Source organism: Blastococcus sp. CCUG 61487 (assembly GCF_005222955.1).
Taxonomy (GTDB): Bacteria; Actinomycetota; Actinomycetes; order Mycobacteriales; family Geodermatophilaceae; genus Blastococcus.
The window spans coordinates 77,036-100,360 of the sequence record NZ_LWUA01000221.1 but is presented as its reverse complement, the minus strand read 5'-3'; the positions used below and the strand labels follow the sequence as shown (position 1 = coordinate 100,360).

General features: G+C 73.9%; 22 protein-coding genes. 9 read left to right on the top strand and 13 right to left on the bottom strand.

Annotated features, from left to right (window positions below):
* Positions 1-228: 228 nt before the first annotated feature.
* The 7 genes from A6V29_RS11300 to A6V29_RS11270 all read right to left on the bottom strand — a co-directional run bounded on the left by A6V29_RS11300 (position 229) and on the right by A6V29_RS11270 (position 9,949).
* On the bottom strand, positions 229-1,779 hold the full coding sequence (locus A6V29_RS11300; protein ID WP_137160373.1) for a GAF domain-containing protein: 1,551 nt from the start codon (positions 1,777-1,779) through the stop codon (positions 229-231).
* A gap of 173 nt (positions 1,780-1,952) precedes the next feature.
* Positions 1,953-3,161: an MBL fold metallo-hydrolase gene (locus A6V29_RS11295; protein ID WP_137160372.1), complete on the bottom strand. Its 1,209-nt coding sequence runs from the start codon at positions 3,159-3,161 to the stop codon at positions 1,953-1,955.
* A 97-nt stretch (positions 3,162-3,258) separates the two neighbouring features.
* On the bottom strand, positions 3,259-4,308 hold the full coding sequence (locus A6V29_RS11290) for a transposase (RefSeq protein ID WP_249933173.1): 1,050 nt from the start codon (positions 4,306-4,308) through the stop codon (positions 3,259-3,261).
* Positions 4,309-4,619: 311 nt separating this feature from the next.
* Positions 4,620-7,088, bottom strand: a complete 2,469-nt coding sequence (locus A6V29_RS11285; protein ID WP_137160370.1) for an FtsX-like permease family protein — start codon at positions 7,086-7,088, stop codon at positions 4,620-4,622.
* A gap of 3 nt (positions 7,089-7,091) precedes the next feature.
* A complete protein-coding gene (locus A6V29_RS11280) occupies positions 7,092-7,865 on the bottom strand; it encodes an ABC transporter ATP-binding protein (protein WP_212719256.1) in 774 nt (257 codons plus the stop codon).
* 195 nt (positions 7,866-8,060) lie between these two features.
* Positions 8,061-8,759 (bottom strand): response regulator, encoded by a 699-nt coding sequence (locus tag A6V29_RS11275; protein WP_137160369.1) that lies wholly within the window; start codon positions 8,757-8,759, stop codon positions 8,061-8,063.
* The gene (locus tag A6V29_RS11270; RefSeq protein ID WP_137160368.1) at positions 8,756-9,949 is read right to left on the bottom strand and encodes a sensor histidine kinase; all 1,194 of its coding nucleotides are present in this window, start codon (positions 9,947-9,949) and stop codon (positions 8,756-8,758) included. The genes A6V29_RS11275 and A6V29_RS11270 overlap by 4 nt, the downstream gene beginning before the upstream one ends.
* 93 nt (positions 9,950-10,042) lie before the next feature.
* Between A6V29_RS11270 and A6V29_RS21930 the strand changes: the two genes are divergently transcribed.
* The 7 genes from A6V29_RS21930 (at position 10,043) to A6V29_RS11240 (ending at position 16,335) form a co-directional block, all read left to right on the top strand.
* The gene (locus A6V29_RS21930) at positions 10,043-10,177 is read left to right on the top strand and encodes a hypothetical protein (RefSeq protein WP_283956355.1); all 135 of its coding nucleotides are present in this window, start codon (positions 10,043-10,045) and stop codon (positions 10,175-10,177) included.
* A 136-nt stretch (positions 10,178-10,313) separates the two neighbouring features.
* Positions 10,314-11,438, top strand: a complete 1,125-nt coding sequence (locus A6V29_RS11265) for a sensor histidine kinase (protein WP_137160367.1) — start codon at positions 10,314-10,316, stop codon at positions 11,436-11,438.
* The gene (locus A6V29_RS11260; RefSeq protein WP_137160366.1) at positions 11,435-12,199 is read left to right on the top strand and encodes a LytR/AlgR family response regulator transcription factor; all 765 of its coding nucleotides are present in this window, start codon (positions 11,435-11,437) and stop codon (positions 12,197-12,199) included. The genes A6V29_RS11265 and A6V29_RS11260 overlap by 4 nt, the downstream gene beginning before the upstream one ends.
* A complete protein-coding gene (locus A6V29_RS11255) occupies positions 12,196-12,576 on the top strand; it encodes a hypothetical protein (protein ID WP_137160365.1) in 381 nt (126 codons plus the stop codon). Before A6V29_RS11260 ends, A6V29_RS11255 begins: the two co-directional genes overlap by 4 nt.
* 19 nt (positions 12,577-12,595) lie before the next feature.
* Positions 12,596-14,122: a sodium/solute symporter gene (locus A6V29_RS11250; protein ID WP_137160364.1), complete on the top strand. Its 1,527-nt coding sequence runs from the start codon at positions 12,596-12,598 to the stop codon at positions 14,120-14,122.
* A gap of 202 nt (positions 14,123-14,324) precedes the next feature.
* The gene (locus A6V29_RS11245) at positions 14,325-14,708 is read left to right on the top strand and encodes a DUF485 domain-containing protein (protein ID WP_137160363.1); all 384 of its coding nucleotides are present in this window, start codon (positions 14,325-14,327) and stop codon (positions 14,706-14,708) included.
* On the top strand, positions 14,701-16,335 hold the full coding sequence (locus A6V29_RS11240; protein WP_137160362.1) for a monocarboxylic acid transporter: 1,635 nt from the start codon (positions 14,701-14,703) through the stop codon (positions 16,333-16,335). Before A6V29_RS11245 ends, A6V29_RS11240 begins: the two co-directional genes overlap by 8 nt.
* A 144-nt stretch (positions 16,336-16,479) precedes the next feature.
* Here the strand turns inward: A6V29_RS11240 and A6V29_RS11235 are convergent, their stop codons facing one another.
* On the bottom strand, positions 16,480-17,952 hold the full coding sequence (locus A6V29_RS11235; RefSeq protein WP_137160361.1) for a PH domain-containing protein: 1,473 nt from the start codon (positions 17,950-17,952) through the stop codon (positions 16,480-16,482).
* Positions 17,949-18,461 (bottom strand): PH domain-containing protein, encoded by a 513-nt coding sequence (locus A6V29_RS11230; RefSeq protein WP_137160360.1) that lies wholly within the window; start codon positions 18,459-18,461, stop codon positions 17,949-17,951. The genes A6V29_RS11235 and A6V29_RS11230 overlap by 4 nt, the downstream gene beginning before the upstream one ends.
* Positions 18,462-18,518: 57 nt before the next feature.
* Between A6V29_RS11230 and A6V29_RS11225 the strand changes: the two genes are divergently transcribed.
* Positions 18,519-18,848 carry a rhodanese-like domain-containing protein gene (locus tag A6V29_RS11225; protein ID WP_137160359.1) on the top strand — a complete coding sequence of 110 codons (330 nt, stop codon included), beginning with the start codon at positions 18,519-18,521 and terminating at the stop codon, positions 18,846-18,848.
* A gap of 71 nt (positions 18,849-18,919) precedes the next feature.
* On the opposite strand, the gene A6V29_RS11220 is transcribed toward A6V29_RS11225, so the two are convergent.
* The 4 genes from A6V29_RS11220 to A6V29_RS11205 all read right to left on the bottom strand — a co-directional run bounded on the left by A6V29_RS11220 (position 18,920) and on the right by A6V29_RS11205 (position 22,273).
* Entirely contained in the window at positions 18,920-19,258 is a 339-nt protein-coding gene (locus A6V29_RS11220) for a TFIIB-type zinc ribbon-containing protein (protein ID WP_137160358.1), read from the bottom strand.
* Between the two features lie 56 nt (positions 19,259-19,314).
* The gene (locus A6V29_RS11215; protein WP_137160357.1) at positions 19,315-20,034 is read right to left on the bottom strand and encodes a hypothetical protein; all 720 of its coding nucleotides are present in this window, start codon (positions 20,032-20,034) and stop codon (positions 19,315-19,317) included.
* On the bottom strand, positions 20,031-20,537 hold the full coding sequence (locus A6V29_RS11210) for a SigE family RNA polymerase sigma factor (protein ID WP_137160356.1): 507 nt from the start codon (positions 20,535-20,537) through the stop codon (positions 20,031-20,033). The genes A6V29_RS11215 and A6V29_RS11210 overlap by 4 nt, the downstream gene beginning before the upstream one ends.
* Before the next feature lie 119 nt (positions 20,538-20,656).
* Positions 20,657-22,273 (bottom strand): long-chain fatty acid--CoA ligase, encoded by a 1,617-nt coding sequence (locus A6V29_RS11205; protein ID WP_137160355.1) that lies wholly within the window; start codon positions 22,271-22,273, stop codon positions 20,657-20,659.
* Between the two features lie 69 nt (positions 22,274-22,342).
* On the opposite strand from A6V29_RS11205, the gene A6V29_RS11200 reads away from it, so the two are divergent.
* Entirely contained in the window at positions 22,343-23,275 is a 933-nt protein-coding gene (locus A6V29_RS11200; protein ID WP_137160354.1) for a DUF5926 family protein, read from the top strand.
* Positions 23,276-23,325: the final 50 nt, after the last annotated feature.

Below are 23,325 nucleotides of genomic sequence, written 5' to 3'. Positions count from 1 at the left end.
CGGCCTCTGCGGTCGGCAGCGCGGAGGAGACAGCCGGCGGACTAATGGTCAAGTGCTCACCGGAGCAGGCCCGGGGCACGTCATCCCATCAGCGGTCAGGTCCCCTCACGACCGGTGGGCGCACGATCTGACCCTAGGAATCCAAGCGCTCCAGTCGTCGAGAGTGCTGACCCACCGGCCGCTACCGGCGCCGAACCTGCCAGACACCAGCGGGCTCGGTAAGCCCCATTAGTCGAGGATCGCCCGGGTCACCGCGACCTGTTCGGTGAGGACCCCGCTGATCGTCGTCTGGGTCGTGTTGATGCCGGCCACCACCTCGCTGATCGCGCCCAGCGCGGCGACGACCCGCTCGACCTGCGCCTGGATGGCCGAGACCTTGGCGTCCACGTCCGTGGTGGCCCGCGCGGTCTCAGCGGCCAGCTCCTTGACCTCGTTGGCGACGACGGCGAAGCCGCGGCCGGCCTCCCCGGCCCGGGCGGCCTCGATGGTGGCGTTGAGGGCCAGCAGGTTGGTCTGGTCGGCGATGCCGCGGATGGTCTTGACCACCTTGCCGATGTCGGCGCTGGACTCGCCGAGCCCGGCCACCTCGTCGTTGGCCTCCCGGGTCAGCCGCTCGCCGTCGCCGGCCACCGACGTCGCCGCCAGCACGTTCCGCTCGACCTCGGTGATCGACTCGAGCAGTTCGCGTCCGGCGCGCTCCAGCCGGTCCGCCGCGGCGAACCGCTCCATCGCCTGGCCGAGCAGGAACGCGGTGTTGCGCAGCGCGTCCTCCCGGCCCGGGGACAGGGTGAGCGTCGTCGTCGCGAAGAAGTCCATCGTGCCCACGACCTCGCCGCCGACGACGATCGGCAGGCAGACCCCGGACTTGACCCCCGCCCGCCGGGCGGCGGGTGCGCGCACGCAGTCGGTGACCTGCGCCAGGTCCTCGACGAAGACGAGGTCGCGGCGGCGCCAGGCGCGCCCGGACAGCCCCACGCCCTCGGCGAAGCTGGCCGCCAGCGTCACCTCGCGGAACTCCTGCCCGGCGGTGCCGGACTCCTGCACGAAGCGCAGCGTCCGGTCCTCGTCGGAGACCGCCCAGTACGAGCCGTACGCCCAGCCGAAGCCCTCGCGGATGGTGTCCAGCGCGCCGCTCAGCGCAGCCTCGCGGGAGGGCGCCGTCGACACCAGGCGCAGGACCTGGTTGACCGCCGCCATGTCCTGGGCCGCCTCGGCCTGGCGCTCGGCCACGAGCACCCGCTCCAGGGCCTGCGAGACCAGCCGCCCGATCGCGCGGAGGGTCTCCAGCCGCTGGGCGGAGGGGTGCAGCGTCTCGGTGGTGAAGAAGTCCATGGTGCCGGTGACCTGGCCGTCCTCGAGCAGCGGGAAGCAGACGCCGCTGCGCACGCCCACCCGCTGGGCCACCGGGGCCCGCACGCAGTCGGTGACCCGGCCGATGTCGGGGACGAAGACGAGGTCGCGGGAGCGCCAGGCCCGGCCGGACAGCCCCACGCCCTCGCGGAAGGACGCGGTGCGCGTGACCTCCCGGAACGCCGGTCCGGCGTCGCCGGACTCCTGGACGAAGTGCAGCGCGCGGTCGTCCTCCACCCGCCAGTACGACCCGTAGGCCCAACCGAACCGCTCGCGGACCAGGTCGAGCACGCCGGTGATGGCCTCCGTCGAGGTGGCCGCCTCGGCCAGCACGGTGACGACGGCGGTGACCGCGGCGGCGTTGGCCCGCGCCTCGGCGGCGGCGTCGACGGGCTCCGGGACGGGGGTACGGCGGCCGAATTGCAGCATCGTGCGCTCCTCGGGGAATGGTGGGGTCGCAGCTGCCATCGGCGCGCTGACCAGGCCGAACGAGAGGAGCGTGGGGTGACTACACCCGTATTGGTCGTGCGCCACGCAGTCGTGGACGAGATATCGCGTGCCAAACCTCGATCCGGGTGAACTGCGTCACGCGATCGCGGTGGTCAGGCCCCCGGGAGGAGGGCGATCAGCCGGGTCAGCGCGCGGGCCACGACCGAGCTCCCCACGCCGGACGAGGACGCCGGGTGCTCGCCCGCCGTCGAGCCGACCGCCGTCCACCAGTCCCGCTGCGGCGGCAGGTCGAGGACGTCGATCCGTTGGCCGGGCAGCGGCACGACCACGGTGCGGTCGCGCCGCCGGGCGGCCGCCAGCAGCCGCTGCACCGGCTCGGCCCACGGGTGGAACGCCAGGTTGAACGTGGCCCAGTGGATGGGCAGCAGCACGCCGCCGCCGAGGTCGCCGTGGGCGCGGACGGCCTCCTCCGGGTCCATGTGGATGGCGTGCCAGGCGTCGTTGTAGGCGCCGATCGGGAGCAGGGTCAGGTCGAAGGGGCCCAGCCGCGCGCCGATGCCGGAGAAGGCGGGGGTGTAGCCGGTGTCGCCGCCGAAGAACACCCGGTGTCGTGGGCCGGCGATCGCCCACGAGGCCCACAGCGTGGTGTTGCGGTGCAGGTAGCGGCCGGAGAAGTGCCGCGCCTCGGTGCAGGTGAGGGTCAGCCCGGCCACGTCGTGGGCGCCGTCCCAGTCCAGTTCGACGACGCGATCCTCGGGGACGCCCCACGTGCGCAGGTGCTCGCCGATGCCCAGCGGGACGACGAACGGCGCGGTCTGCGTGGCGAGCAGCGAGCGGATGGTGGGCAGGTCGAGGTGGTCGTAGTGGTCGTGGGAGATCAGGACGGCGTCGACCGGCGGCAGCTCCTCGATCGGGAGCGGCGGCTCGTGCAGCCGCGTCGGCCCGAAGACCGGGGATGGCGACACCCGGTGGCTCCACACCGGGTCGACGAGCACCCGCCGGCCGTCGATCTCCAGCAGCGCGCTGGCGTGCCCGAACCAGGTGACGGCGAGCTCGGCGGCGTCGTCGGGCAGTTCCGGGCGCTCGAGCGGGATCGGTCCGCCGGGCAGGCCGACGTGCCGCTCCTCGTGCCACTGCCGCAGCAGGCCGTCGCGGGTGTTGGCGGGGGCGAGCGCCGGGGTGGGCAGCGTGTTGTGGAAGGCGCCGTCGGAGAAGTGCGGCGACCCGGAGACGACCGGCCGCAGCCTCCGGCGGTGCGCGCCGAGCGCCGTCGGCAGGCCCCAGGCGGCGACCGTCACCCAGCCGACCGGCCCGGCGAGGACGGCGGCGGTGAGGGCGGCACGGCGGAGGGCGGACGACACGTCGTCCAGTGTTCCAGCCGGGAGCGGAGAACCGCCGTCCCGGAATGATCAGCCTCCCTGGTCATCCGGCGTCCTCCCTCGTGGTCGACCGACGCTCCTATGACGCGTCAAGTGGTGATTGGTGTTCGAGGCGCCGGTAGAGGTCTCGACAGATGTAGCGCTTGAGGCAGCGGCGGATGTCGCGGTCGCTCTTGCCTTCCTTGCGTCGCCGTTCGGCGTAGGCGCGGGTGGCTGGGTCGTGCTTGAGTCGGGTGAGGGTGATGGTGTGCAGCGCCTGGTTGAGGTGGCGGTCGCCGGCGCGGTTGAGCCGGTAGCGGACGGTCATGCCCGAGGAGGCCGGGATGGGGGCGGCGCCGGCGAGCATGGCGAAGGCCCCGTCGTTGCGGCAGCGGCCGGCGTGGGACCAGGCGGTGAGCACGGTGGCGGCCACGATCGGTCCGATTCCGGGTTGGTCGAGCAGGTCGGGCCGCCAGGAGCGGACGAGGGCGCAGATCGCCGTCTGATGCGTGGCGGCTTCGGTCTGCAGATCCTGGATGCGTCGGGCCAGCGCGCGCAGGACGGCGACGGCGGTGTCGTACTCGACGTCGCCGGTTGTCGTGGCGCGCAGTTTGGCGGCGGTGGCGATGACGGCCGGAGTGCGTTGTCCGGCGAACCGGTCGCGCAGCCGCTGCGGGGCGGTGACCACCAGGGCCAGCAGCTGCTTCTGGGCGTCGGCGCTGGCGGTGACCGCGGCCCGGCGAGCGGCCAGCCGCATCTGCAGCGCCGCCCGCACGGCACCGGTCTTGGGTTGAGCGAGGTGGTCACGGGCCAAGGCCTCACGGGCGGCGCGTTCGGCGTCGATCAGGTCGGTCTTGGCTCCGGCGCGCCGCTTGGGGCGCTTGGGGCGGTCGATCTCCAGGACGATCTCCTGGCAGTCGGTGAGATGGCGGGTCAGGCCGGCGCCGTAGCCGCCGGCACCCTCGATCGCCCAGCCGCGGGAGCTGGCGTGCTGGTCGGCGAAGGCGATCAACTCGGCGTAGCCGGCCGCATCGGCGGTCACCGTGGTGTGGGCCAGCGCGGCCCCGGTGCTCGATGCGATGGCCGCGGCGGTGTGGGTGTGCTTGTGAGTGTCGACGCCGATGACGACATCGACTTGCTCTGCGAGCATGGTCACTGCGTTCACTCCTAATCCGAGAACGGACGCTGCAGGTCCGGTCCGGTTCGGAGATGGGCAGAACTGTGATGGGACACGCCAGGGGCTACTGGCGGTCAAGCTCCTGATCAGGCCACCGTCTCCGGCCGGGCCGGTGCCGGCAGCAGCAGGTGGTCAAGTCGGTTCCAAGGCACGAAGGCCAGTGAGGGAGTGAGACACACCTACTGCCGCCGACAGCCAGCCCATCACTGACGAACTGGCCCGGCCACTCTCACAGTGAGGGAGGAGCCGGAACGATCAGGGAGGCTGATCACCATCGCCACAGGTCAGGCGATGGCGGCCACCGGCGAGGTCCGGGCGGCCCGGCGGGCGGGCAGTACCGAGGCGAGCAGCCCGGCCAGGGTGGCGACGACGACGATCGCGCCCACCTGCAGCCACGGGACGTCGAGCACCAGCTCCCCCTGCTCGCCGAGCACCGACGCCACGCCGACCACCCCGTAGGCACCGCCGATCAGCACTCCGAGCACCGCGGCGACCCCGGCCACGAGCACCGCCTCCCAGGCCAGCAGCCCGCGCAGCTGGCGTCGGGTGAGCCCCAGCGCCCGCAGCAGCCCGTTCTCCTGGCGCCGTTCCACCACCGAGAGCGCCAGGGTGTTGCCCACACCGATGAGCGCGATGACCACCGCCACGCCCAGCAGCCCGGTCACGACCAGCAGCAGGACGTCGAGCACCTCGTCGAGCTGGTCGCGCAGCGTGACCACACCGGTGACCTGGGCCTCGGGATCGCGTTCGGCCACCACGTCGGTGATCTCGTCGACGACCCCCACCTGGGCCTCCGGGGCGGCGTCGTCGAGCAGCAGCCACAGCTCCGCGAGGCCGGCGTCGGGGACCAGCGCGCGCAGCGCGTCGGCCTCCATCAGCAGCGGCTGGTCGACCGCGGTCACCTGCGCCTGCAGGGTGACCGACCGGCCGCCGTCGGCGGTCAGCGTCACCGGTCCGCCGTCCTGGACCGCCCACGCGTCGGCCGCCCACTCCGGCAGCACGGCCACGCCGGTGCCGGGCAGGTCGATCTGGTCGGTGGACCGGAGCACGGTGGCGGCCTCCGCGACGTCGAGGCCCTGCACGAACACCGGTTCGCCGTCCGGACCCGTCACGTCCCCGCCGATCACACCCGCGCTGCGCTGCACGCCGTCGACCTCCCCGAGGGCGCCGGCCAGCGTGGCAGGCAGGGCGGCGTCGTAGCTGCGCACGAGCACGTCGGTGGGGAACTCCGCCTCCAGCGCCTCCTGCGCGGTGGCCTTGGTCGAGGCCGCGCCGACGACGAACGCGCTGGTCAGGGTGACGCCGATGAGCAGCGCGGTCGCCGTGGCGGCCGTCCGCCGCGGGTTGCGGGTGGCGTTGCCGGCGGCCAGTCGCGCGGGCACGCCGCCGAACCGGCCGGCCAGCCGCCCCGCCGCCGCCACGACGGGGGGCACCGCCCGCTGGGCGAGCAGCACCACGCCGAGGAAGCTGAGCACCCCGCCGGGCAGCGCCACCAGCATGTCGGCCATCAGCACCCCGGCCACCAGCAGCAGCACGCCGGGAACGAGCAGCAGCAGCCCGGACACCAGCCGCAGCAGACCCGGGCGGGAGCGCAGCGGAGCGGCGTCGACCGGACGCAGCGCGGCCAGCGGCGCCACCTTCGTGGCGGCGCGGGCCGGCGCGAGCGCCGCGAGCACGGTGACGACGGTGCCGACCGCCAGCCCGGCGAGCACCGCGTACAGCGGGACGGCCACGCCGGAGAGCGGGACCGGCGAGTTGGTACCGACCAGCGCCGAGACGCCGGCGGCCAGCCCGATGCCCAGGGCGACGCCGACGGCCGAGGAGACCAGCCCCGTGGCCAGTGCCTCGCCGAGCACGCTGCGGCGGACCTGCCGGGCGGTGGCCCCCACGCAGCGGAGCAGCGCGAGCTCGCGGGTCCGCTGGGCGAGCAGGACGGCGAAGGTGTTCGCGATGACCAGCCCGGCGACGACGACCGCGACGGTGCCGAAGACCAAGAGCACGGTGGCCAGGGCGGTCGAGTCGCCCATCAGCGCGGCGGCCGCCCGCTCGGCCTGCTGCTCGCCGCTGCGCACGACGGCGTCGCCGGGGGCCGCGGCGGCGACGTCGGCGCGGACCTCCGCGTCGGAGAAGCCGGCGGCGGCGGTGATCCGCAGCTCGAGGGGGTCCTCGGCGTACCAGGCCCGAGCCTGCTCCTCGGTGACGTAGCCGCGGCCGTAGAGCCCGGCCTCGGGGTCGCCGCGCAGGTCGACGATCCCGGTGACCGTCGCCCGGCTCTCGGTCTCCTCGCCGTCGGGGTCGAACACGGTCACGGTGAGCACGTCACCGACCTCGGCGCGGGCCCGGTCGCTGACGGCGATCTCACCCGGGCCGCCGGGCAGCCGGCCGGCGGAGAGCCGGTGCCAGCGCAGCTGCGGGTCCGCGGCCACCGACTCGACGGCCAGGTACTGCGAGCCGGGCCGGCCGGGCACCGACGCCTGCGCGCTCGCCTCGTAGGAGGCGGCCAGCGCCCCGACGGACTCCACCGCGGCCAGGGTGGCGACGTCGTCGTCGGTGAAGGGTCGGGCGTAGGTGGTGCTGACGACGGCGGCGGTGTCGACGTACCGCGCGCCGACGGTGTCGAGGACGGTGCTGCGCGAGGTCTCGTTGAGCACCAGGGTGGCGACGACGAAGCCGACGGCGATGACGACGGCGAGGGTGGAGGCAACCAGCCGCGCCGCGTGGGTGCGGAGCTGGGCGAGGACGACGCTGCGCATGCCTCAGGCCCCCAGCCCGCGCAGCGCGTCGAGCACCGACTCGGCGGTGGGGTCGGTGAGCTCGCCGGCCAGGCGACCGTCGGCCAGCAGCACGACGCGGTCGGCGTAGGCGGCGGCGCCCGGGTCGTGGGTCACCATGACGACCGTCTGGCCGGTCTCCTTCACGCTGGAGCGCAGCAGGCCCAGCACCTCGGCGCCCGAGCGGGAGTCCAGGTTGCCGGTGGGCTCGTCGGCGAAGACGACGTCGGGCCGCGGCAGGAGGGCGCGGGCGATGGCGACGCGCTGCTGCTGGCCGCCGGAGAGCTCGTGCGGGCGGTGGCCCAGCCGCTCGCGCAGGCCCAACCGGGCGACGACGGCGTCGAACCACGCCGGGTCCGGCCGCAGCCCGCCGAGCCGCATCGGCAGCACGATGTTCTCGCGGGCGTCGAGCACCGGCAGCAGGTTGAACGCCTGGAAGACGAAACCGATCCGCTTGCGGCGCAGGGTGGTGAGCTGGTCGTCGCGCAGGCTGGTGAGCGGGGTGTCGCCCAGCCACACCTCGCCGGCCGTGGCGGTGTCGAGCCCGGCCAGGCAGTGCATGAGGGTCGACTTCCCGGAGCCGGAGGGGCCCATGATCGCGGTGAACTCACCGGCGGCGAAGGCGACGTCGACACCGGAGAGCGCGTGCACCGCGGTCTCCCCGCTGCCGTAGGTCTTGCGCAGGCCGGTGGCGCGGACGGCGGCGGTCGCCGGGGCGGCGGGCGGCTCGCCGGGGACGGTCATGACGGGGACGGACACTGCGGACCTCCGGTGCAGGGGGATGCGGCAACGGTGATCACGCTCCCGCCCGGAGCCGTCCCCCCGCGTCGGAGCGGGCGGTGATCTTGCCGCCGTCCCACGTGCTCCCGGGGACGGACCCCGCCGTCCCCCCGTGGTCTGACGCCTCTGCTTTTCCGCGGTAAAGCAGACTGCTTTTCCGCGGAAAAGCAGGAGTCAAGCGTGGCGGAGGAGGTCGGCCGGCTGCACGAGGCCGGTCCGGTAGGCGAGGACGACGGCCTGCACCCGGTCCCGCGACCCGGTCTTGGCCAGCACCCGCCCGACGTGGGTCTTCACCGTCGCCTCGCTCACCACGAACGCCTGCGCGATCTCGGTGTTCGACGCACCCAGCGCCATCTGCACCAGCACCTCCCGCTCGCGCGGGGTGAGCTCGGCCAGCGCGGCGTCGTCCCCACCGCCGGGAGCCGACGTGGGGGCGCCCCGCAGCATCGGCGCGACGTGCTGCAGCAGCCGCCGGGTCGACGACGCCGCGATCACCGAGTCGCCCGCGTGCACGGTGCGCACCGCCGCGAGCATCTCCTCGGGCGGGGCGTCCTTGAGCAGGAAGCCGCTGGCGCCGGCGCCGATGGCGGCGACCACGTACTCGTCCAGGTCGAAGGTGGTCAGGACGACGACCCGCGGCGCCTCGGGCAGCGCGGTGACCTGCCGGGTCGCCTCGATCCCATCGGTGTCGGGCATGCGGATGTCCATGAGGACGACGTCGGCCGCGGTGCCGCGCAGCAGCTCGACCGCCGAGGCGCCGTCGCCGGCCTCGCCCACCACGCGCAGGTCGGGCTGGGAGTCGATCACCATGCGGAAGCCGGCCCGCACCATCTGCTGGTCGTCGACCAGCACCACCCGGATCGGTTCGCTCATCGCCGGGAACCGTAGGGCAGCGCCGCGTGCACTCCGAAGCCGCCGCCGTGCCGCGGCCCGGCCTCGAGCCGCCCGCGGTGCAGCTGCGCGCGCTCCCGCATCCCGCGCAGCCCCTGCCCCTGGCCGTCGGAGGCGGTCCCGGAGGACAGGGCTGCTGAGGCGCCCCGGCCGTCGTCGAGCACCGACAGCTCCAGCGCGTCGGTGCGCCACTGCAGCCGCACCCACGCCCGCGAGGCCGGACCCGCGTGCTTCAGCACGTTGGTGAGGGACTCCTGCACGATGCGGTAGGCCGCGAGCTGCGGGCCGGCGGGCAGCGGCTGCGGCTCGCCCTCGACGATCAGGTCGACGTCCAGCCCGCTGGCCCGCACGTCCTCCACCAGCGCCGGGATCGCGTCGACGTCGGGCTGCGGGGCGTACTCCTCACCGCCGCCCTCGCGCAGCACGCCCAGCAGCGAACGCATGTCGGTGAGCGCCTGCCGGCCGGTGGCGGCGATCGCCTCGAGCGCGTCGGTGGCCGCGGCCGGATCGGCCTTCCCGGCGTACCGGCCGCCGTCGGCCTGGGCGATGACCACCGACAACGAGTGGGCGACGACGTCGTGCAGCTCGCGGGCGATCCGGGCCCGCTCGGTGGACGCGGCCAGCCGCATCTCCTGGTCCCGCTCCAGCTCCAGCAGCCGCGCCCGCTCCTCCAGATCGGTCAACCGCTGCACCCGTGCCCGGCGCAGGTTGCCCAGCGCCCAGGCGGCCACGACGGAGACCCCGATGGCCATCGCGTTGGCGGCGAGGACGATGACGTCGGAGTAGTCCGAGAAGTAGCGCAGCGCGGCCAGCGCGGCACCCACGAGCCCCAGCGCCAGCCCGGCCTGCGCGGCCCAGCGGGGGCCGTACGCGGCCAGCGCGTAGACCATGAACAGCGCCGAGACGTTGGCGACGAGGAAGTCGTCGAGGACGACCAGCTCGAGCAACCCGGCGGCCACGACCGCGGCGGCGGCCGGGACCGGCGCCCGGCGCCGCCAGGCCAGCGGCACCACCAGCAGCGTGCCGACGAGGAACGCGCTGCCCTGCGACTGCCAGTACGTGTCGATCGTGAGGAGGACGGTGAAGAACCACACCCCGGCCGCGAGGGCGATGTCGACGGCGAACGGGTGCCGGTGCAGCCGATCGGTCGAGCGGTCGAGAGGGCGGTCCACCCCAGCGACACTAGGCAGCACCGGCGCCGATCTCGTCGTCCCCAGGAGGGAAACGCGGCTCCACCCCAGGTCTGATCGGGCCAGACTGGTCCCATGACCGAACCCGACGACGAGGGCGGCGACCCGGCCTGCTGGCTGCACCGGGTGTGCCCGGAGTGCGGCCGGATGGCCGACCAGGATCCGCCGACGAGGTGCGCGGAGTGCGGAGCGCTGCTGCCCGGGGACTGATCCCGCGGCGGAGGGACCCGTCGCCGCGGCGGCTGGTGCGGGCCGCCACCGGCGATCTACCGTGCGCTCGACCGGTGTCCGAGGACGCCGGGCGCCGATCGCGCGGAGGGAGGGTGGGGCGCCGCCCCGACTGCCGATGCGCAACGGACTGCGGTGGCTGCGGCCGGGTCACCTGGGCACGCAGGCGGAGCACGCCACGTTCCGCACCCTCCACTCCGCCTCGCTCACCGCACCGGAGCTGCGCCAGGGCCTGACCAGCGACTCCGCGCAGCGCGCGATCCGCCATCTGCGGGACCTGCTCGGCGTCCCGGCCGTCGCGCTCACCGACACCGTCACCACCCTCGCCTGGGACGGCCGCTACGCCCACCACGAGCCGCACGCCGCGGCGCTCGCGGCCGCCGTCCTGGAGTCCGGCAACACCGAGGTCCGCTCCCGCGACGACGTCGCCTGCGCCGACCCCGGCTGCGACCTGCGCCAGGTCGTGGTCAGCCCGCTGGTGGTCGAGGACCGGGTGGTGGGCACCTTGCAGGCGTGCACGACCTCGGCGTCGGCCGGGCTGGTGCGGGCGGTGGCCGAGGTCGCCCGCTGGGTGTCGGGCAACCTGGAGCTCGCCGAGCTCGATGCGTCGCGCACCCGCCTCATGGAGGCCGAGGTCCGCGCGCTGCGGGCGCAGATCAGCCCGCACTTCATCTACAACTCGCTGACCGCGATCGCCTCCTTCGTGCGCACCGATCCGACCCGGGCCCGCGAGCTGCTGCTGGAGTTCGCCGACTTCACCCGCTACTCGTTCAGCCGGCACGGCGAGTACACGACGCTGGCCGAGGAGCTGCGCTCCATCGAGCGGTACCTGGTGCTGGAGAAGGCGCGGTTCGGCGACCGGCTGCAGGTCACGCTCCGGGTGGCGCAGGAGGTCCTGCCGGTCACCGTCCCCTTCCTCAGCCTGCAGCCGCTGGTCGAGAACGCGGTGCGGCACGGGCTGGAGAGCAAGCCGGGGACCGGCACCGTGACGATCATCGCCGCCGACCAGGGCGGCGAGTGCCTGATCACGGTCGAGGACGACGGCGTGGGGGAGGACCCGGCGAAGGTGCGGCGGGCGCTGGCCGGCGACGTCTCGGTGGACTCGGTCGGGCTGGGCAACGTCGACGCCCGGCTGCGCACCGCCTTCGGCGACGACTACGGCCTGGTCGTGGAGACCGCGCCCGGCGCGGGGACCAAGGTCGTCGTGCGGGTGCCGAAGTTCGCCCCGGGGGTGCACCCGTGAGCGGCGGCCGGCTGACCATCCTCGTCGTCGACGACGAGCGCCCGGCCCTGGAGGAGCTGCGCTGGCTCCTCGGCCGGGACGAGCGGATCGAGGCGGTGCTCACCTGCGACTCGGCCACCGAGGCGCTGCGGATCCTCCAGGAGCGCAGCGTAGACGCGGTCTTCCTCGACATCCGCATGCCCGGGCTGAGCGGGGTGGACCTCGCCCGGGTGCTGTCGCGGTTCCGGACGCCGCCCCCGGTGGTGTTCGTGACCGCCTACGACGACTCCGCCGTCGACGCCTTCGACCTGGGCGCCGTGGACTACGTGCTCAAGCCGGTGCGGGACGACCGGCTGGCCGAGGCCGTGCGCCGGGTCGTCGCGGCGCGCGCGGGCGGTGGCGCCCCGGTGACGGGTGGTCCCGGGCCGGTGGGCGACGGGATCGCCGTCGAGCTCGGCGGGGTGACCCGGTTCGTGCCCCGGTCCAGCGTCAGGTACGTCGAGGCGCAGGGCGACTACGCCCGGCTGCACACGCCGACCGGCAGCCACCTCGTGCGGGTGCCGCTGACCACGCTCGAGGAGGACTGGAAGGACGCCGGTTTCGTGCGGATCCACCGCTCGCTGCTCGTCGCCCTGCAGCACGTCGAGGAGGTCCGGATGGACGGCGGCCGCTGCACGGTGGTCGTCGGCGGCACCCAGCTCGGCGTGAGCCGGCGGCACACCCGGGAGCTGCGGGACCTCCTCGTGCGCCGCGCCCGGCCGGGCACGCCCGGGAGGGGATGACGGTGTCCGAGGGCACACCCCGCCGGGTGCGGGTCACCAGCCCGCGCACCGGTGCGGCCCGGGCGCAGCGGATCCCGGCGGCCCGGGAGATCGACGCGCAGACGCCGCTGGGCGAGGTGTACATGTCCTCGCTGCTGCGCTCCCAGCTCCGCCCGGCGCTGCTCGCCCTGGCGGTGCTGGGGCTCGTCGTCGGGGGGATCCCGCTGCTGTTCTGGCTGTTCCCCGAGCTCTCCGCGGTCCAGGTGCTCGCCGTCCCGCTGCCGTGGTTCCTGCTCGCCTTCGCCGTCTACCCGGTGCTGTTCGGCATCGGCTGGCTCTACGTGCGGGCGGCCGAGCGCAACGAGCGGGACTTCACCGACGTGCTGGACCGCTCGTGACGCCGCTCCAGGACCGCCGGTGACCCCCACCGGCTACAGCGGCCTCGCGGTCACCGCGGTCTTCGTGGCCACCCTCGCGATCGGCGCGTACGGCTGGCGGTTCTCCCGCACCACCAGCGACTTCTTCGTCGCCTCCCGCACCGTGCGGCCCGGGCTGAACGCCTCGGCCATCGGCGGGGAGTACCTGTCGGCGGCGTCCTTCCTCGGCGTCGCCGGGCTGGTGCTGGCCTTCGGCACCGAGATGCTCTGGTACCCCGTCGGCTGGACGGCGGGCTACCTCGTGCTGCTGGTCCTGGTCGCCGCGCCGCTGCGCCGGTCGGGTGCGTACACGCTGCCGGACTTCGCCGAGAGCCGGCTGGAGTCGCGCGGCGTGCGGCGGCTGTCGGCGCTGCTGGTGGTGGCGATCGGGTGGCTCTACCTGATGCCGCAGTTCCAGGGCGCCGGGGTGGCGCTGGCCGCCACCACCGGGACCGGCACGTGGGTGGGCGGCGTGCTGGTGGCGCTGGTGGTGGTCGTCAACGTGCTGTTCGGCGGCATGCGCAGCATCACCTTCGTCCAGGCGTTCCAGTACTGGCTCAAGCTCACCGCGCTGCTGTTCCCGCTGCTGTTCATGGCCGCGATCTGGCTCGGCGACGGCGCGGTCTCCCCGGCCGCGGTCGACGTCGCGAGCGGTCCGGCGGGGGACTCGTGGACCTCCCCGCTGGCCGGCACCGACCACGAGCTGTACACGACGTACTCGATCATCGTCGCGACGTTCCTCGGCACGATGGGCCTGCCGCACGTCGTCGTGCGCTTCTACACCAACCCCGACGGCGCCGCGGCCCGCCGCACCACGCTGCTGGTGCTGGCCCTGCTCGGCGTCTTCTACCTCCTGCCGCCGGTGTACGGCGGGCTGGGCCGGCTCTACGCCCCCGACCTCGTGGCCGAGGGGCGGACCGAGTCGGTGGTGCTGGAGCTGCCGGCCCGGATGGTGGACGGCGTGCTCGGCGAGCTGCTGTCCGCGCTGACGGCGGCCGGCGCGTTCGCGGCGTTCCTGTCCACGTCCTCCGGGCTGACCGTCGCCGTGGCCGGCGTGATCAGCCAGGACGTGCTGGGCCGCCGCTTCGGCGGGGTGCGCGCCTTCCAGGCCGGCGCCGTCGTCGCCGTCCTCGCGCCGCTGGGTCTGGCGCTGCTGACCGAGGGCGTCGGCGTCGCCCAGGCCGTCGGGCTGGCGTTCGCCTTCGCCGCATCCACGTTCTGCCCGCTGCTGGTGCTCGGCATCTGGTGGCGCCGGCTGACCGACGTCGGCGCGATCGCCGGGATGGTCGTCGGCGGCGGCTGCGCCGGGGGCGCGGTGCTGCTCACCCTGCTCGGGGTGGGCCCCGGCGGGTGGCCGGGCGCGCTGCTCGGCCAGCCCGGGGCGTGGACCGTCCCGCTGGCGTTCCTCACCATGGTGGTCGTGTCGCTGGCCACGCCCCGGCGGCTGCCGCGCCACGCCGCCCGCACCATGGTCCGGCTGCACACCCCCGAGTCGGTGCAGCTCGACCGCGGCAACCCGCTGGGCTGAGTGCGCCGCCGCCCGTCGTCGTCCGGCGTCGGGCGTCGTCCGGCGTCGTGACCGCTCGTCCCGCCGGACCTGCCGGTCGGCGAAAGCCGGTGACCACTCGGCGCAGGCCTCGCCGCGCTCTCCTGCGGACGCTCGCACCGGCTTCCTACCGTGACACCGATCACATGTCGCGCACGTCTGCCCCGACCCAGGAGGTCGCCCGGTGTCCGAACACGAGGAACGGCGTCTGCTGACGCCCGAGGAGTACCTGGAGGCGCAGAACTCCCCGGAGTTCGTGGAGCTGAAGCGCCGCTTCCGGCGGTTCGCGTTCCCGATGACGGTGGCGTTCCTGTCCTGGTACCTGCTGTTCGTCCTGCTCTCGACGTACGCGCCCGACTTCATGTCCACCGAGGTGTTCGGCAACGTCAACCTCGGCCTGCTCTTCGGTCTGGCCCAGTTCGTGACGACCTTCGCGATCACCCACCTCTACGTCGCGCACGCGGACAAGCGCACCGACCCGATCGCCGACGAGATGCGCACCCGGCTCGAGGCGCACGAGTTCGCCACGCCGGGTCGGGACACCACCGAGGGGGCCACCCGTGCCTGAGCTGCTCGCCGCCGAGGACACGATCGGCAGCCCCGCCGTCAACATCTCGATCTTCGGCGCCTTCGTCCTGGTCACGCTGTACATCACCTTCCGGGCCAGCCGGAACAACAAGAGCGCGGCGGACTACTACGCGGCCGGGCGCACGATCACCGGCCAGCAGAACGGCCTGGCCATCGCCGGTGACTACCTGTCGGCCGCCTCGTTCCTCGGCATCGCCGGCGCGATCGCCGTCTACGGCTACGACGGTTTCCTGTACTCGATCGGCTTCCTGGTCGCGTGGCTGGTCGCCCTGCTGCTGGTCGCCGAGCTGATGCGCAACACCGCCCGGTTCACGATGGCCGACGTCCTGGCCTTCCGGATGCGGCAGCGGCCGGTGCGCATGGCCGCGGCCATCTCGACCCTGGCCGTCTCGCTGTTCTACCTGCTGGCCCAGATGTCCGGCGCCGGCGGCCTGGTCGCCCTGCTGCTCGGCGTCAGCGGCGACGCGGCCGAGGCCCTGGTGGTGACGCTGGTCGGCGGGCTGATGATCTTCTACGTCCTGGTCGGCGGCATGCGCGGCACGACGTACGTGCAGATCATCAAGGCCTCGCTGCTCATCCTCGGCGCGTTCGTGATGACCGTGTGGGTGCTCGGCGAGTACGGCTTCAACCTGTCCTCGCTGCTGGGCGGCGCGCAGTCGGCCGCCGTCGAGGGCCGCGACGTCCTCGGCCCCGGCGCGCAGTACGGCGCGACGAACACCTCCAAGCTGGACTTCGTCTCCCTCGGGCTGGCTCTCGTGCTGGGGACGGCGGGCCTGCCGCACGTGCTCATGCGCTTCTACACGGTTCCCACGGCCAAGGACGCCCGCCGCTCGGTGGTCTGGGCCATCTGGCTGATCGGCATCTTCTACCTGTTCAGCCTGGTGATCGGCTACGGCGCCGGTGCGCTGGTCGGGCCGACGGAGATCCTCGGCTCCCCGGGCGCGGTCAACTCGGCGGCCCCGCTGCTGGCCTTCGAGCTGGGCGGCACGGTGCTGCTGGGCATCATCGCCGGCGTCGCGTTCGCCACGATCCTCGCGGTCGTGGCCGGGCTGACCATCACCGCATCGGCGTCCTTCGCCCACGACGTCTACGCGTCGGTGATCAAGAAGGGGAACGTGCCGCCGAACGGGGAGGTGCGGGTCGCCCGCATCACCGCGGTCGTGATCGGCGCGCTCTCGATCGGGCTGGGCATCCTGGCGCTGCAGGCCGGCATCAACATCGCCTTCCTGGTGGCGCTGGCCTTCGCCGTCGCCGCCTCGGCGAACCTGCCGACGATCCTCTACTCGCTGTTCTGGAAGAACTTCACCACCCAGGGCGCGCTGTGGTCGATCTACGGCGGGCTGATCACCTGCATCACGCTGATCATCTTCTCGCCGGTGGTCTCCGGGGTGCCCTCGAGCGCGGGGGCGAGCGCCTCGCTGTTCCCGAACGCGGACTTCGACTGGTTCCCGCTCCGCAACCCGGGGCTGGTGTCCATCCCGCTGTCGTTCTTCCTGGGCTGGCTCGGCACGAAGCTGTCCAAGGAGGGGCCGGACCGGCTCAAGACCGCGGAGCTCGAGGTGCGCGCGTTCACCGGCATCGGGGCGGAGAAGGCCGTCCAGCACTGATCCGCGCCCGCACCCCCGCCTCCCCGTCGATGATCAGGTGACCTGATCATCGGGCGTCCTCCCTCACCGTCCACCGTGAGGGAGGACGCTGCGCGATCAGGTCACCTGATCGTCGCGCGGCCGGTAGATCAGGTGACGGCAGCTTCACCTCGGTTCGGGGACGAGCGCTCCGGCCCACGGCTCGGACGCGGCGACCGCGAAGCCGGCGACGTCGTCGGCGGCCATGTCGAGGACGAGGTAGCCGCCGCGGCCCGCGCCGACGCAGGCGACCGCGGACGCCAGGCCGTTCCGCCGCTGGAACCAGGACTGCCGGACCTCCCAGCCGACCACCGCGCGCCGCTGGAGGATCGCCTCCTCGCGCACCAGCCAGCCGCCGCGCACGCTGAACGTCCGCTCGCCGGCGGCGTGGCCGAGGGCGGCGTAGCGGCCCAGGCCCAGCGGGACGCCGAGCAACGAGAGGACGACGCCGACGGCGAGCACCGGCCACCACCCCTCGGTGGCGGTGAGCACCGCCCCGACCGCGGTGACCAGCAGCCCGCCGGCGACGGCGCGGGTGATCCGCCGGCGGCGGGCGGCCGGCGGATGGGCGCTCAGCGGGCCGGGGTCGTCGACGAGGCGCAGCGCGACGTCCCGGCAGCGGCCCTTCGGCCCCAGCGGGAGGAGCTGTCCGCGCCGGGCGGCGTCGCCGAGGCCGGTGACCAGCGCGGTCGCCCGTGCCGCGCCGACCAGCCGCATGCCGGCGCCCTCCGCGATCGCGACGCCGCGGATGCGGTCGATCTCGAGCTCGGTGTGCAGCCGGGTCAGCAGCCCGCGGGAGGCGATCAGCGAGCCACCGCGGCGCACCAGCCGGAACCGCCAGTTCACCAGCGCTGCGCCGATCACGGCGGCGGCCACCAGCAGGACCAGGGCGCCGAGCAGCACCGCGACGACGAGCGCCGGATCCCCGGCGTCCACGCCGATGACCTCGGGGAGGAAGTCCTCGGGGAGCTCGTCGGCGAGCCGGAACAGCGCGCCGATGCCGGCCAGCGGCAGGGCCAGGTAGCCGCCGACCAGCGGCGCGTAGAGCAGCCAGCGGTGGTCGAAGCGGGCGTACTCCTCCTCGTCGACGGCCTCCGACTCCGTGGGTTCCGGTCCGTCGGTCTCCGCGCCGGGTACGGCCGTGCCGCGCCGGGCGAACACCGCCGTCCGCAGCCGTTCGCCCTCCGCTCGGGGGACGCCGTCGATGAGGAGCTCCTCGTCCCCACCGGGGGCGGAGCCGGCGGCCGCGTCGATGCGCAGCCGGACGAGGCCGAACACCCGGTGGAGCAGCGGCGCCTCGATCTCGATGCCACGGATGCGGTCGTTGGGCACCGTGCGCTCGGAGCGGGCGAGCAGGCCGCGGCTCACCACCACCGCCGTCGGGCCGTCGAGGTAGGTGAACCGCCGCCAGGCGAGCACGGCCGTGCCGAGCGACACCAGCGTGACGATGACGACGGCGGCGGCGATCGTCCACGGGCCGCCGCCGAGGCCGGTGGCCGCGGCGAGGGGGATCAGCGCGGGGACGAGACTGCGGGCCTGCCGGAAGGTGGCCGTGTGCACCGCGACGATCCGGGGAGACGTGCGCCGCGGCTCCGTCACGTCGCCTGGTCCCGGACCCGCTCGGCGCGCGCCGCGAGGTCCTCGGCGACGCGCTGGGCGACGCCGTGCTCCAGGTGCCAGATGCGCACCGTGCCCTGGCTGGAGGCGGTCAGCACGGCGACGGTGGACAGGCCGAAGAGCTGCTGCAGGACGCCGCGGGTCACGTCCACGGTCTGGATGCGCGCGATGGGGACCAGCGTCCAGGTGCGGCTGAGCCACCCGGTGCGGGTGTACGCGATCTCGTCGGTCACCTCCCACCGGTACGTGCGGTGCTTGACCAGCGGCCGGATCCCGATGGCGACGACCGCGTAGACGCCGTAGGCGAGCGGGGCGAGCCAGCGGAGCCAGGCGACCGGGCCCTCCGCGTCGGCCGGCAGCCAGATCAGGAGGATGCCGAGCCCCACGCCGAGGAACAGCGCGCTGATCACGCTCTCGGTCACCCACAGGCCGATCGCCGCGCGTGGCAGGGACCAGGCGGGCTCGCGGACGGGCGCGGGCGTGGTGGTCATCGCCGCCCATCCTCGCAGTGCCCCCGCCCGCGCGGCGCGTGCCACGATGGAGCGGTGATGCCGCAGCAGGTTCCCACCGTCCCCGCGTCCGAGCTCCCCGACGACGCCGTCGTCCTGGACGTCCGCGAGGACGACGAATGGGTGCATGGCCACATCGAGGGCGCGACCCACATCCCGATGGGCGACGTCCCGGCCCGGCTCGACGACCTGCCCGAGGGGGATCCGCTCTACGTCACCTGCCGCGGGGGCGGCCGCTCGGCGCGGGTCGTCGCGTGGCTGAACGCCAACGGCTTCGACGCCGTGAACGTCGGCGGCGGCATGGGCGAGTGGGAGGCGGCCGGCAAGCCCATGGTCAGCGAGACCGGCCAGGAGCCCTTCGTCCGCTAGCGAGGTGTTGGAACGGCCCCGCTGCAAGGGCCCGTCCCGAGCCTGCGAGGGATGGGGGCAGTGGGGTCCTTTCAGAAGTCGAGGAGCTCTTCGAGGATGCTCTTGCGCCGCTTCTTCTTCGCGTACTTCTCGTCGTAGCCGCGGCCGTAGTAGCGCTCGTCGTAGCGGTGCTCGCCGTAGTAACGGGGGTCCCGCTCGTACGGGTCGCGCACCGGCGGCGGCGGGGCCTGCGGCGGCGCGACCGGGCGGCCCTCCTCGGCGTCCAGGTAGGCCCGCTCGGCGGCGATGAGGTTCTCCAGCTCGCCACGGTCGAGGAACAGGCCCTTGCACTCGGTGCACTGGTCGACCAGGACGCGGTTGCGCTCGTACTGCGCCATCACGTTGTGGCACTTGGGGCACAGCAGCTGCATGCGCCCAGGTTAACCGCGTGCGCGGCGGTGCCGGTGCCGGTCGCCACCCGTCCGGGTCAGCGCCAGGAGGCGGCCGTCTGCTCGTCGTAGTAGCGGGTGAAGCCGCAGGTCGAGGCGAGCGGCCCGTCGGCGGCCCGGTCCACGCCGCTCACCAGCAGGCGGGTGCCGACGTCGTAGCTGCGCACGCCGTCCAGTGGCTGCTCGGGGGTGGGTCGCGCCGGGATGTCGACGGTCACCGTCGCGCCCGAGCCGCCGTGGAACCACTCCTGGACGGCGAAGGTCACGCCGGTCTCGTCCAGCGGCGTCGGGGGCTCGCTCACCGGAGGCCCCAGCCCGACGACGACGCCGTCGAACGCGAAGTCCTGGTCGCGGACCGCCTCCGGGCTGTAGACGACGGCGCAGTTCTCGCTGCCGCCGGTGATCAACGGCCCGCCCTGCGCCGCCGATCCGGCTGCTGTCTCCGGCCGGTCCGCCGCCTCCTGGCCCGCCGCGCTCTGCTCCGCCGCGCCGTCCTCCGTCGCGGCGTACGGCGTCCCCGCTTCGCCCGCGTCGGCCACCACCTCCGCTGACCTGTCGTCCGGCTGGACCAGCTCGAGAACCGTGAGGGAGCCGCCCACCACCAGCACCACGCCGGCGGCCACGGCCAGGTGCGCCCCGGCCTGCCGGCGTCGCCGGGCACGTCGGCCGGCGCGCAGCAGATCCTCCACCGGTGCGGGCCCGACGGGCACGACGCTGGCCGCCTGCTCGAGCAGGTCCGAGGTGCGCGGTTCGTTCACGATGCCCTCCCGCCGTGCAGTTCGGTGACGTCGACGTCGGTCGACAGCGCCGCGAGCGCCCGGGAGAGCCGGCTCTTGACCGTGCCGGGCGCGATCTTCAGCGCCTCGGCGATCTGCTGCTCGCCGAGGTTGGCGTAGTAGCGCAGGACGACGACCTCGCGGTGCGCCGTCCCCAGCCGGCGCAGCGCGCGCAGCATCGCGTCGGCGTCGTCGACGTGCCCGGTGACGTCGTCGGTGACCGCATCGGGCACCTCGGCCGACGGGTGCTCCCGCCAGCGGCGCCGCCGGTAGGTGTCGTGGTGGCAGTTGACCAGCACCCGGTAGACGTAGGCGTCGCGGTTGCCGGCCCGGCTGACCTTCTCCCACGCCACGTAGCAGCGCACGAGCGCGGTCTGCACGACGTCCTCGGCCTCGGACGCCGTGCAGCCGAGCAGGACGGCGGAGCGGACGAGCACCGGCCAGCGCTCGTCCACGTACCGCGTGAACGCCTCGTCCCGCTCCACCCGACCCCCGCTCGCCGTCCCCGTCACCTACGACGACGGCTCGACGCCCGGCCGAGGTTCCCTCCCGATCTGCTTCTCCGCGGAGAAGCCGACGGCTTTTCCGCGGTAAAGCAGAGAAGTCAGGACTTCAGCTCGTACTCGGCGAACTTGGCGCGCAGGTCCTTCTTCGAGAACTTGCCGACGCTGGTCTTGGGCACCTCGTCGATGAACTCCACCGCGTCGGGCAGCCACCACTTCGCCACCAGCGGCTTGAGGTGCTCGAGGATCTCCTCCTCGGTCACCGTCTCGCCCTGCTTGACGACGACGCAGGCCAGCGGGCGCTCGTCCCACTTCGGGTGCGGCACCCCGACCACCGCGGCCTCGGCCACCTTCGGGTGGCTCATGATCGCGTTCTCCAGGTCCACCGAGCTGATCCACTCGCCACCGGACTTGATGAGGTCCTTGGTGCGGTCGGCGATGCGGATCGAGCCGAACTCGTCCATCGCGGCGACGTCGCCGGTCTTCATCCAGCCGTCGTCGGTGGTGAGCTGCACGCCGGCGTCGGGGTTGTAGTAGTCGGCGGCGCACCAGTTGCCGCGCACCTGCAGCTCACCGGTCGCGGTGTCGTCCCAGGGCTGCGCCTCGAGGGTGTCGGCGTCGACGATCCGCGCCTCGACGCCGAACAGCGGGACGCCGGCCCGGGCGCGGACGTTCGCCTTGGTCTCGTCGTCGGCGTCCTCGTACCGCTTGGGGAGGATCCCCGACGAGGCGACCGGCGAGGTCTCGGTCATGCCCCACGCCTGGAGGATCGGCAGGCCGACCTGCTCGCGGTAGGCCTCGCTCAATGCCTTGGGCACCGCGGAGCCGCCGCAGCCGATCTCGCGCAGCTTGTGCGGCTGGCCGGCCAGGTGCGGGAGTACGCCCTGCCAGATGGTGGGGACGCCGGCGGTGAAGGTGACGCCCTCGTCGACGATCAGCTTCGCCAGCGCCTCGGGCTGCATCATCGGCCCGGGGAAGACCAGCGCGGCGCCCGCGGCGGGTGCGGCCTGGGCGATGCCCCAGGCGTTGGCGTGGAACATCGGGACGACCGGCATCGCGACGTCGCGGACGCTGAGCCCGAACGCGTTCGGGGAGAGCGCGGCCATCGTGTGCAGCACCGTCGAGCGGTGCGAGTAGACGACGCCCTTGGGGTTGCCGGTGGTGCCGCTCGTGTAGCACATGGAGGCGGCCAGGTACTCGTCGCGGACGTCGAAGTCGACCGGCTCCGCGGCGGCCAGCAGCGTCTCGTAGTCGCTGATCCGCGGGTCGTCGGGCAGCTCCGCGTCCCCGCCGTCCTCCATGACGACGACGTGCTTGACCGTCTTCATCGTGTCGACCAGCGGCCAGAACAGCGGGAAGACCGAGCGGTCGACGAAGACGACCTCGTCCTCGGCGTGGTTGGCGATGTAGGTGAGCTGCTCGGGGAAGAGCCGGATGTTGAGCGTGTGCAGCACGCGGCCGGTGCACGGGGCGGCGAAGTACAGCTCCAGGTGGCGCTGGCTGTTCCAGCCGAACGTGCCCACCCGCCCGTCGGCGCTGATGCCGAGGGTGTCCAGCACGCCGCCCAGCCGGCGGGTGCGCTGGGCCCACTCGCCGTAGGTGGTCCGGGAGACGCCCTGGGGGCTGTTGGTCACGATCGGCACGTCGCCGTAGTGCTTCTCGGCGTGCCGGAAGATCGTGTCGATGGTGAGGGGGATGTCCTGCATCAGGCCGCGCATGATCCGGATCCTGCCAGTGACCCGCCTCACCTTCCAGTGCCGGTTCCTTCCCCGCATACGCTGACGGGCATGGCTTCCCGCAAGCGCTCCTCCGCACCCGCCGCCGCGCCGGAGGGGGTCAACCCCAAGGCGCCGTGCCCATGCGGATCCGGCCGCCGCTACAAGCACTGCCACGGGTCCGGCTACGCGCCCCCGGTGATCCGCTCCTTCGAGGGGCTGCCCGGCGAGGCCGACTGGGTCGCGCTGCGCGAGCTCGTGCCGGCCGCGACGGCGAAGCTGCGGACGACGGACGGCCGCGACGTCACCCTCGCCAGCGTGCTGCCCGGCGGGACGCCCGCGCTGGTGCGCAGCGACGGCGAGATCATGATCGGCGTCCAGCTGCACGCCACCTCCGACGACGTCAGCCGCGACATCGGCACCGCGCTGGCCGCCGCGCTCGAGGCCCCGGCCGGCGCGCCGGTCGACCCGGGCCCGATCGGCGGCGCGGGCTCGGCCGGCCCCCGGCTGCAGGAGCTGCTGGACCTCTCGGCGCCCTTCGAGGTGACCGTGCACGAGGACTTCGGCTTCTGGCTGGAGGGCACCGACGCCGGCCCCGCCGCGCAGGCCGGCCTGCAGCAGGCCAACGAGGCGATCCTGCCGACCGTCCGGCTGCCCGGGCTCGATGCCGCGTACTGGGTGCGGCCCGGCTCCGAGCGCGCCCACCTGCGCTGGGTGCGCGGTGAGCGGGAGGAGCCGCTGCTCGACGCGCTGGCCCGGCTGCGCGCGGCCGGCGAGCCGATCCTGCTCGGCGAGGGCACCCGGTACGCCGGCGCCTTCCGGGCGCACGGCCTCGTCGTCCCGGTGTGGGACCTGCCCGCGGACGTGCCCGCCGAGGACTGGATCGAGCCGGCCACCCAGTGGCAGGCCCGGCTGACCGACGCGCTCGCGGTGACCGAGCCGCTGGATGCCGACGAGCGCCGCGCCCGCGCCGGGCTGCTCTCCCGGCAGATCACCATCCGCTGACCCTCGCGGACACCCTTCGGGTCGGGCGGAGCCGCCGCCCGACAACCTTT

Excerpts from the sequence above, each read along its gene's own strand:
- A6V29_RS11300 (WP_137160373.1), bottom strand. The coding sequence starts at position 1,779 with ATGCTGCAATTCGGCCGCCGTACCCCCGTCCCGGAGCCCGTCGACGCC.
- A6V29_RS11290 (WP_249933173.1), bottom strand. The coding sequence starts at position 4,308 with ATGCTCGCAGAGCAAGTCGATGTCGTCATCGGCGTCGACACTCACAAG.
- A6V29_RS11285 (WP_137160370.1), bottom strand. The coding sequence starts at position 7,088 with ATGCGCAGCGTCGTCCTCGCCCAGCTCCGCACCCACGCGGCGCGGCTG.
- A6V29_RS11275 (WP_137160369.1), bottom strand. The coding sequence starts at position 8,759 with ATGAGCGAACCGATCCGGGTGGTGCTGGTCGACGACCAGCAGATGGTG.
- A6V29_RS21930 (WP_283956355.1), top strand. The coding sequence starts at position 10,043 with ATGACCGAACCCGACGACGAGGGCGGCGACCCGGCCTGCTGGCTGCAC.
- A6V29_RS11265 (WP_137160367.1), top strand. The coding sequence starts at position 10,314 with ATGCGCAACGGACTGCGGTGGCTGCGGCCGGGTCACCTGGGCACGCAG.
- A6V29_RS11255 (WP_137160365.1), top strand. The coding sequence starts at position 12,196 with ATGACGGTGTCCGAGGGCACACCCCGCCGGGTGCGGGTCACCAGCCCG.
- A6V29_RS11230 (WP_137160360.1), bottom strand. The coding sequence starts at position 18,461 with ATGACCACCACGCCCGCGCCCGTCCGCGAGCCCGCCTGGTCCCTGCCA.
- A6V29_RS11225 (WP_137160359.1), top strand. The coding sequence starts at position 18,519 with ATGCCGCAGCAGGTTCCCACCGTCCCCGCGTCCGAGCTCCCCGACGAC.
- A6V29_RS11220 (WP_137160358.1), bottom strand. The coding sequence starts at position 19,258 with ATGCAGCTGCTGTGCCCCAAGTGCCACAACGTGATGGCGCAGTACGAG.
- A6V29_RS11205 (WP_137160355.1), bottom strand. The coding sequence starts at position 22,273 with ATGCGCGGCCTGATGCAGGACATCCCCCTCACCATCGACACGATCTTC.
- A6V29_RS11200 (WP_137160354.1), top strand. The coding sequence starts at position 22,343 with ATGGCTTCCCGCAAGCGCTCCTCCGCACCCGCCGCCGCGCCGGAGGGG.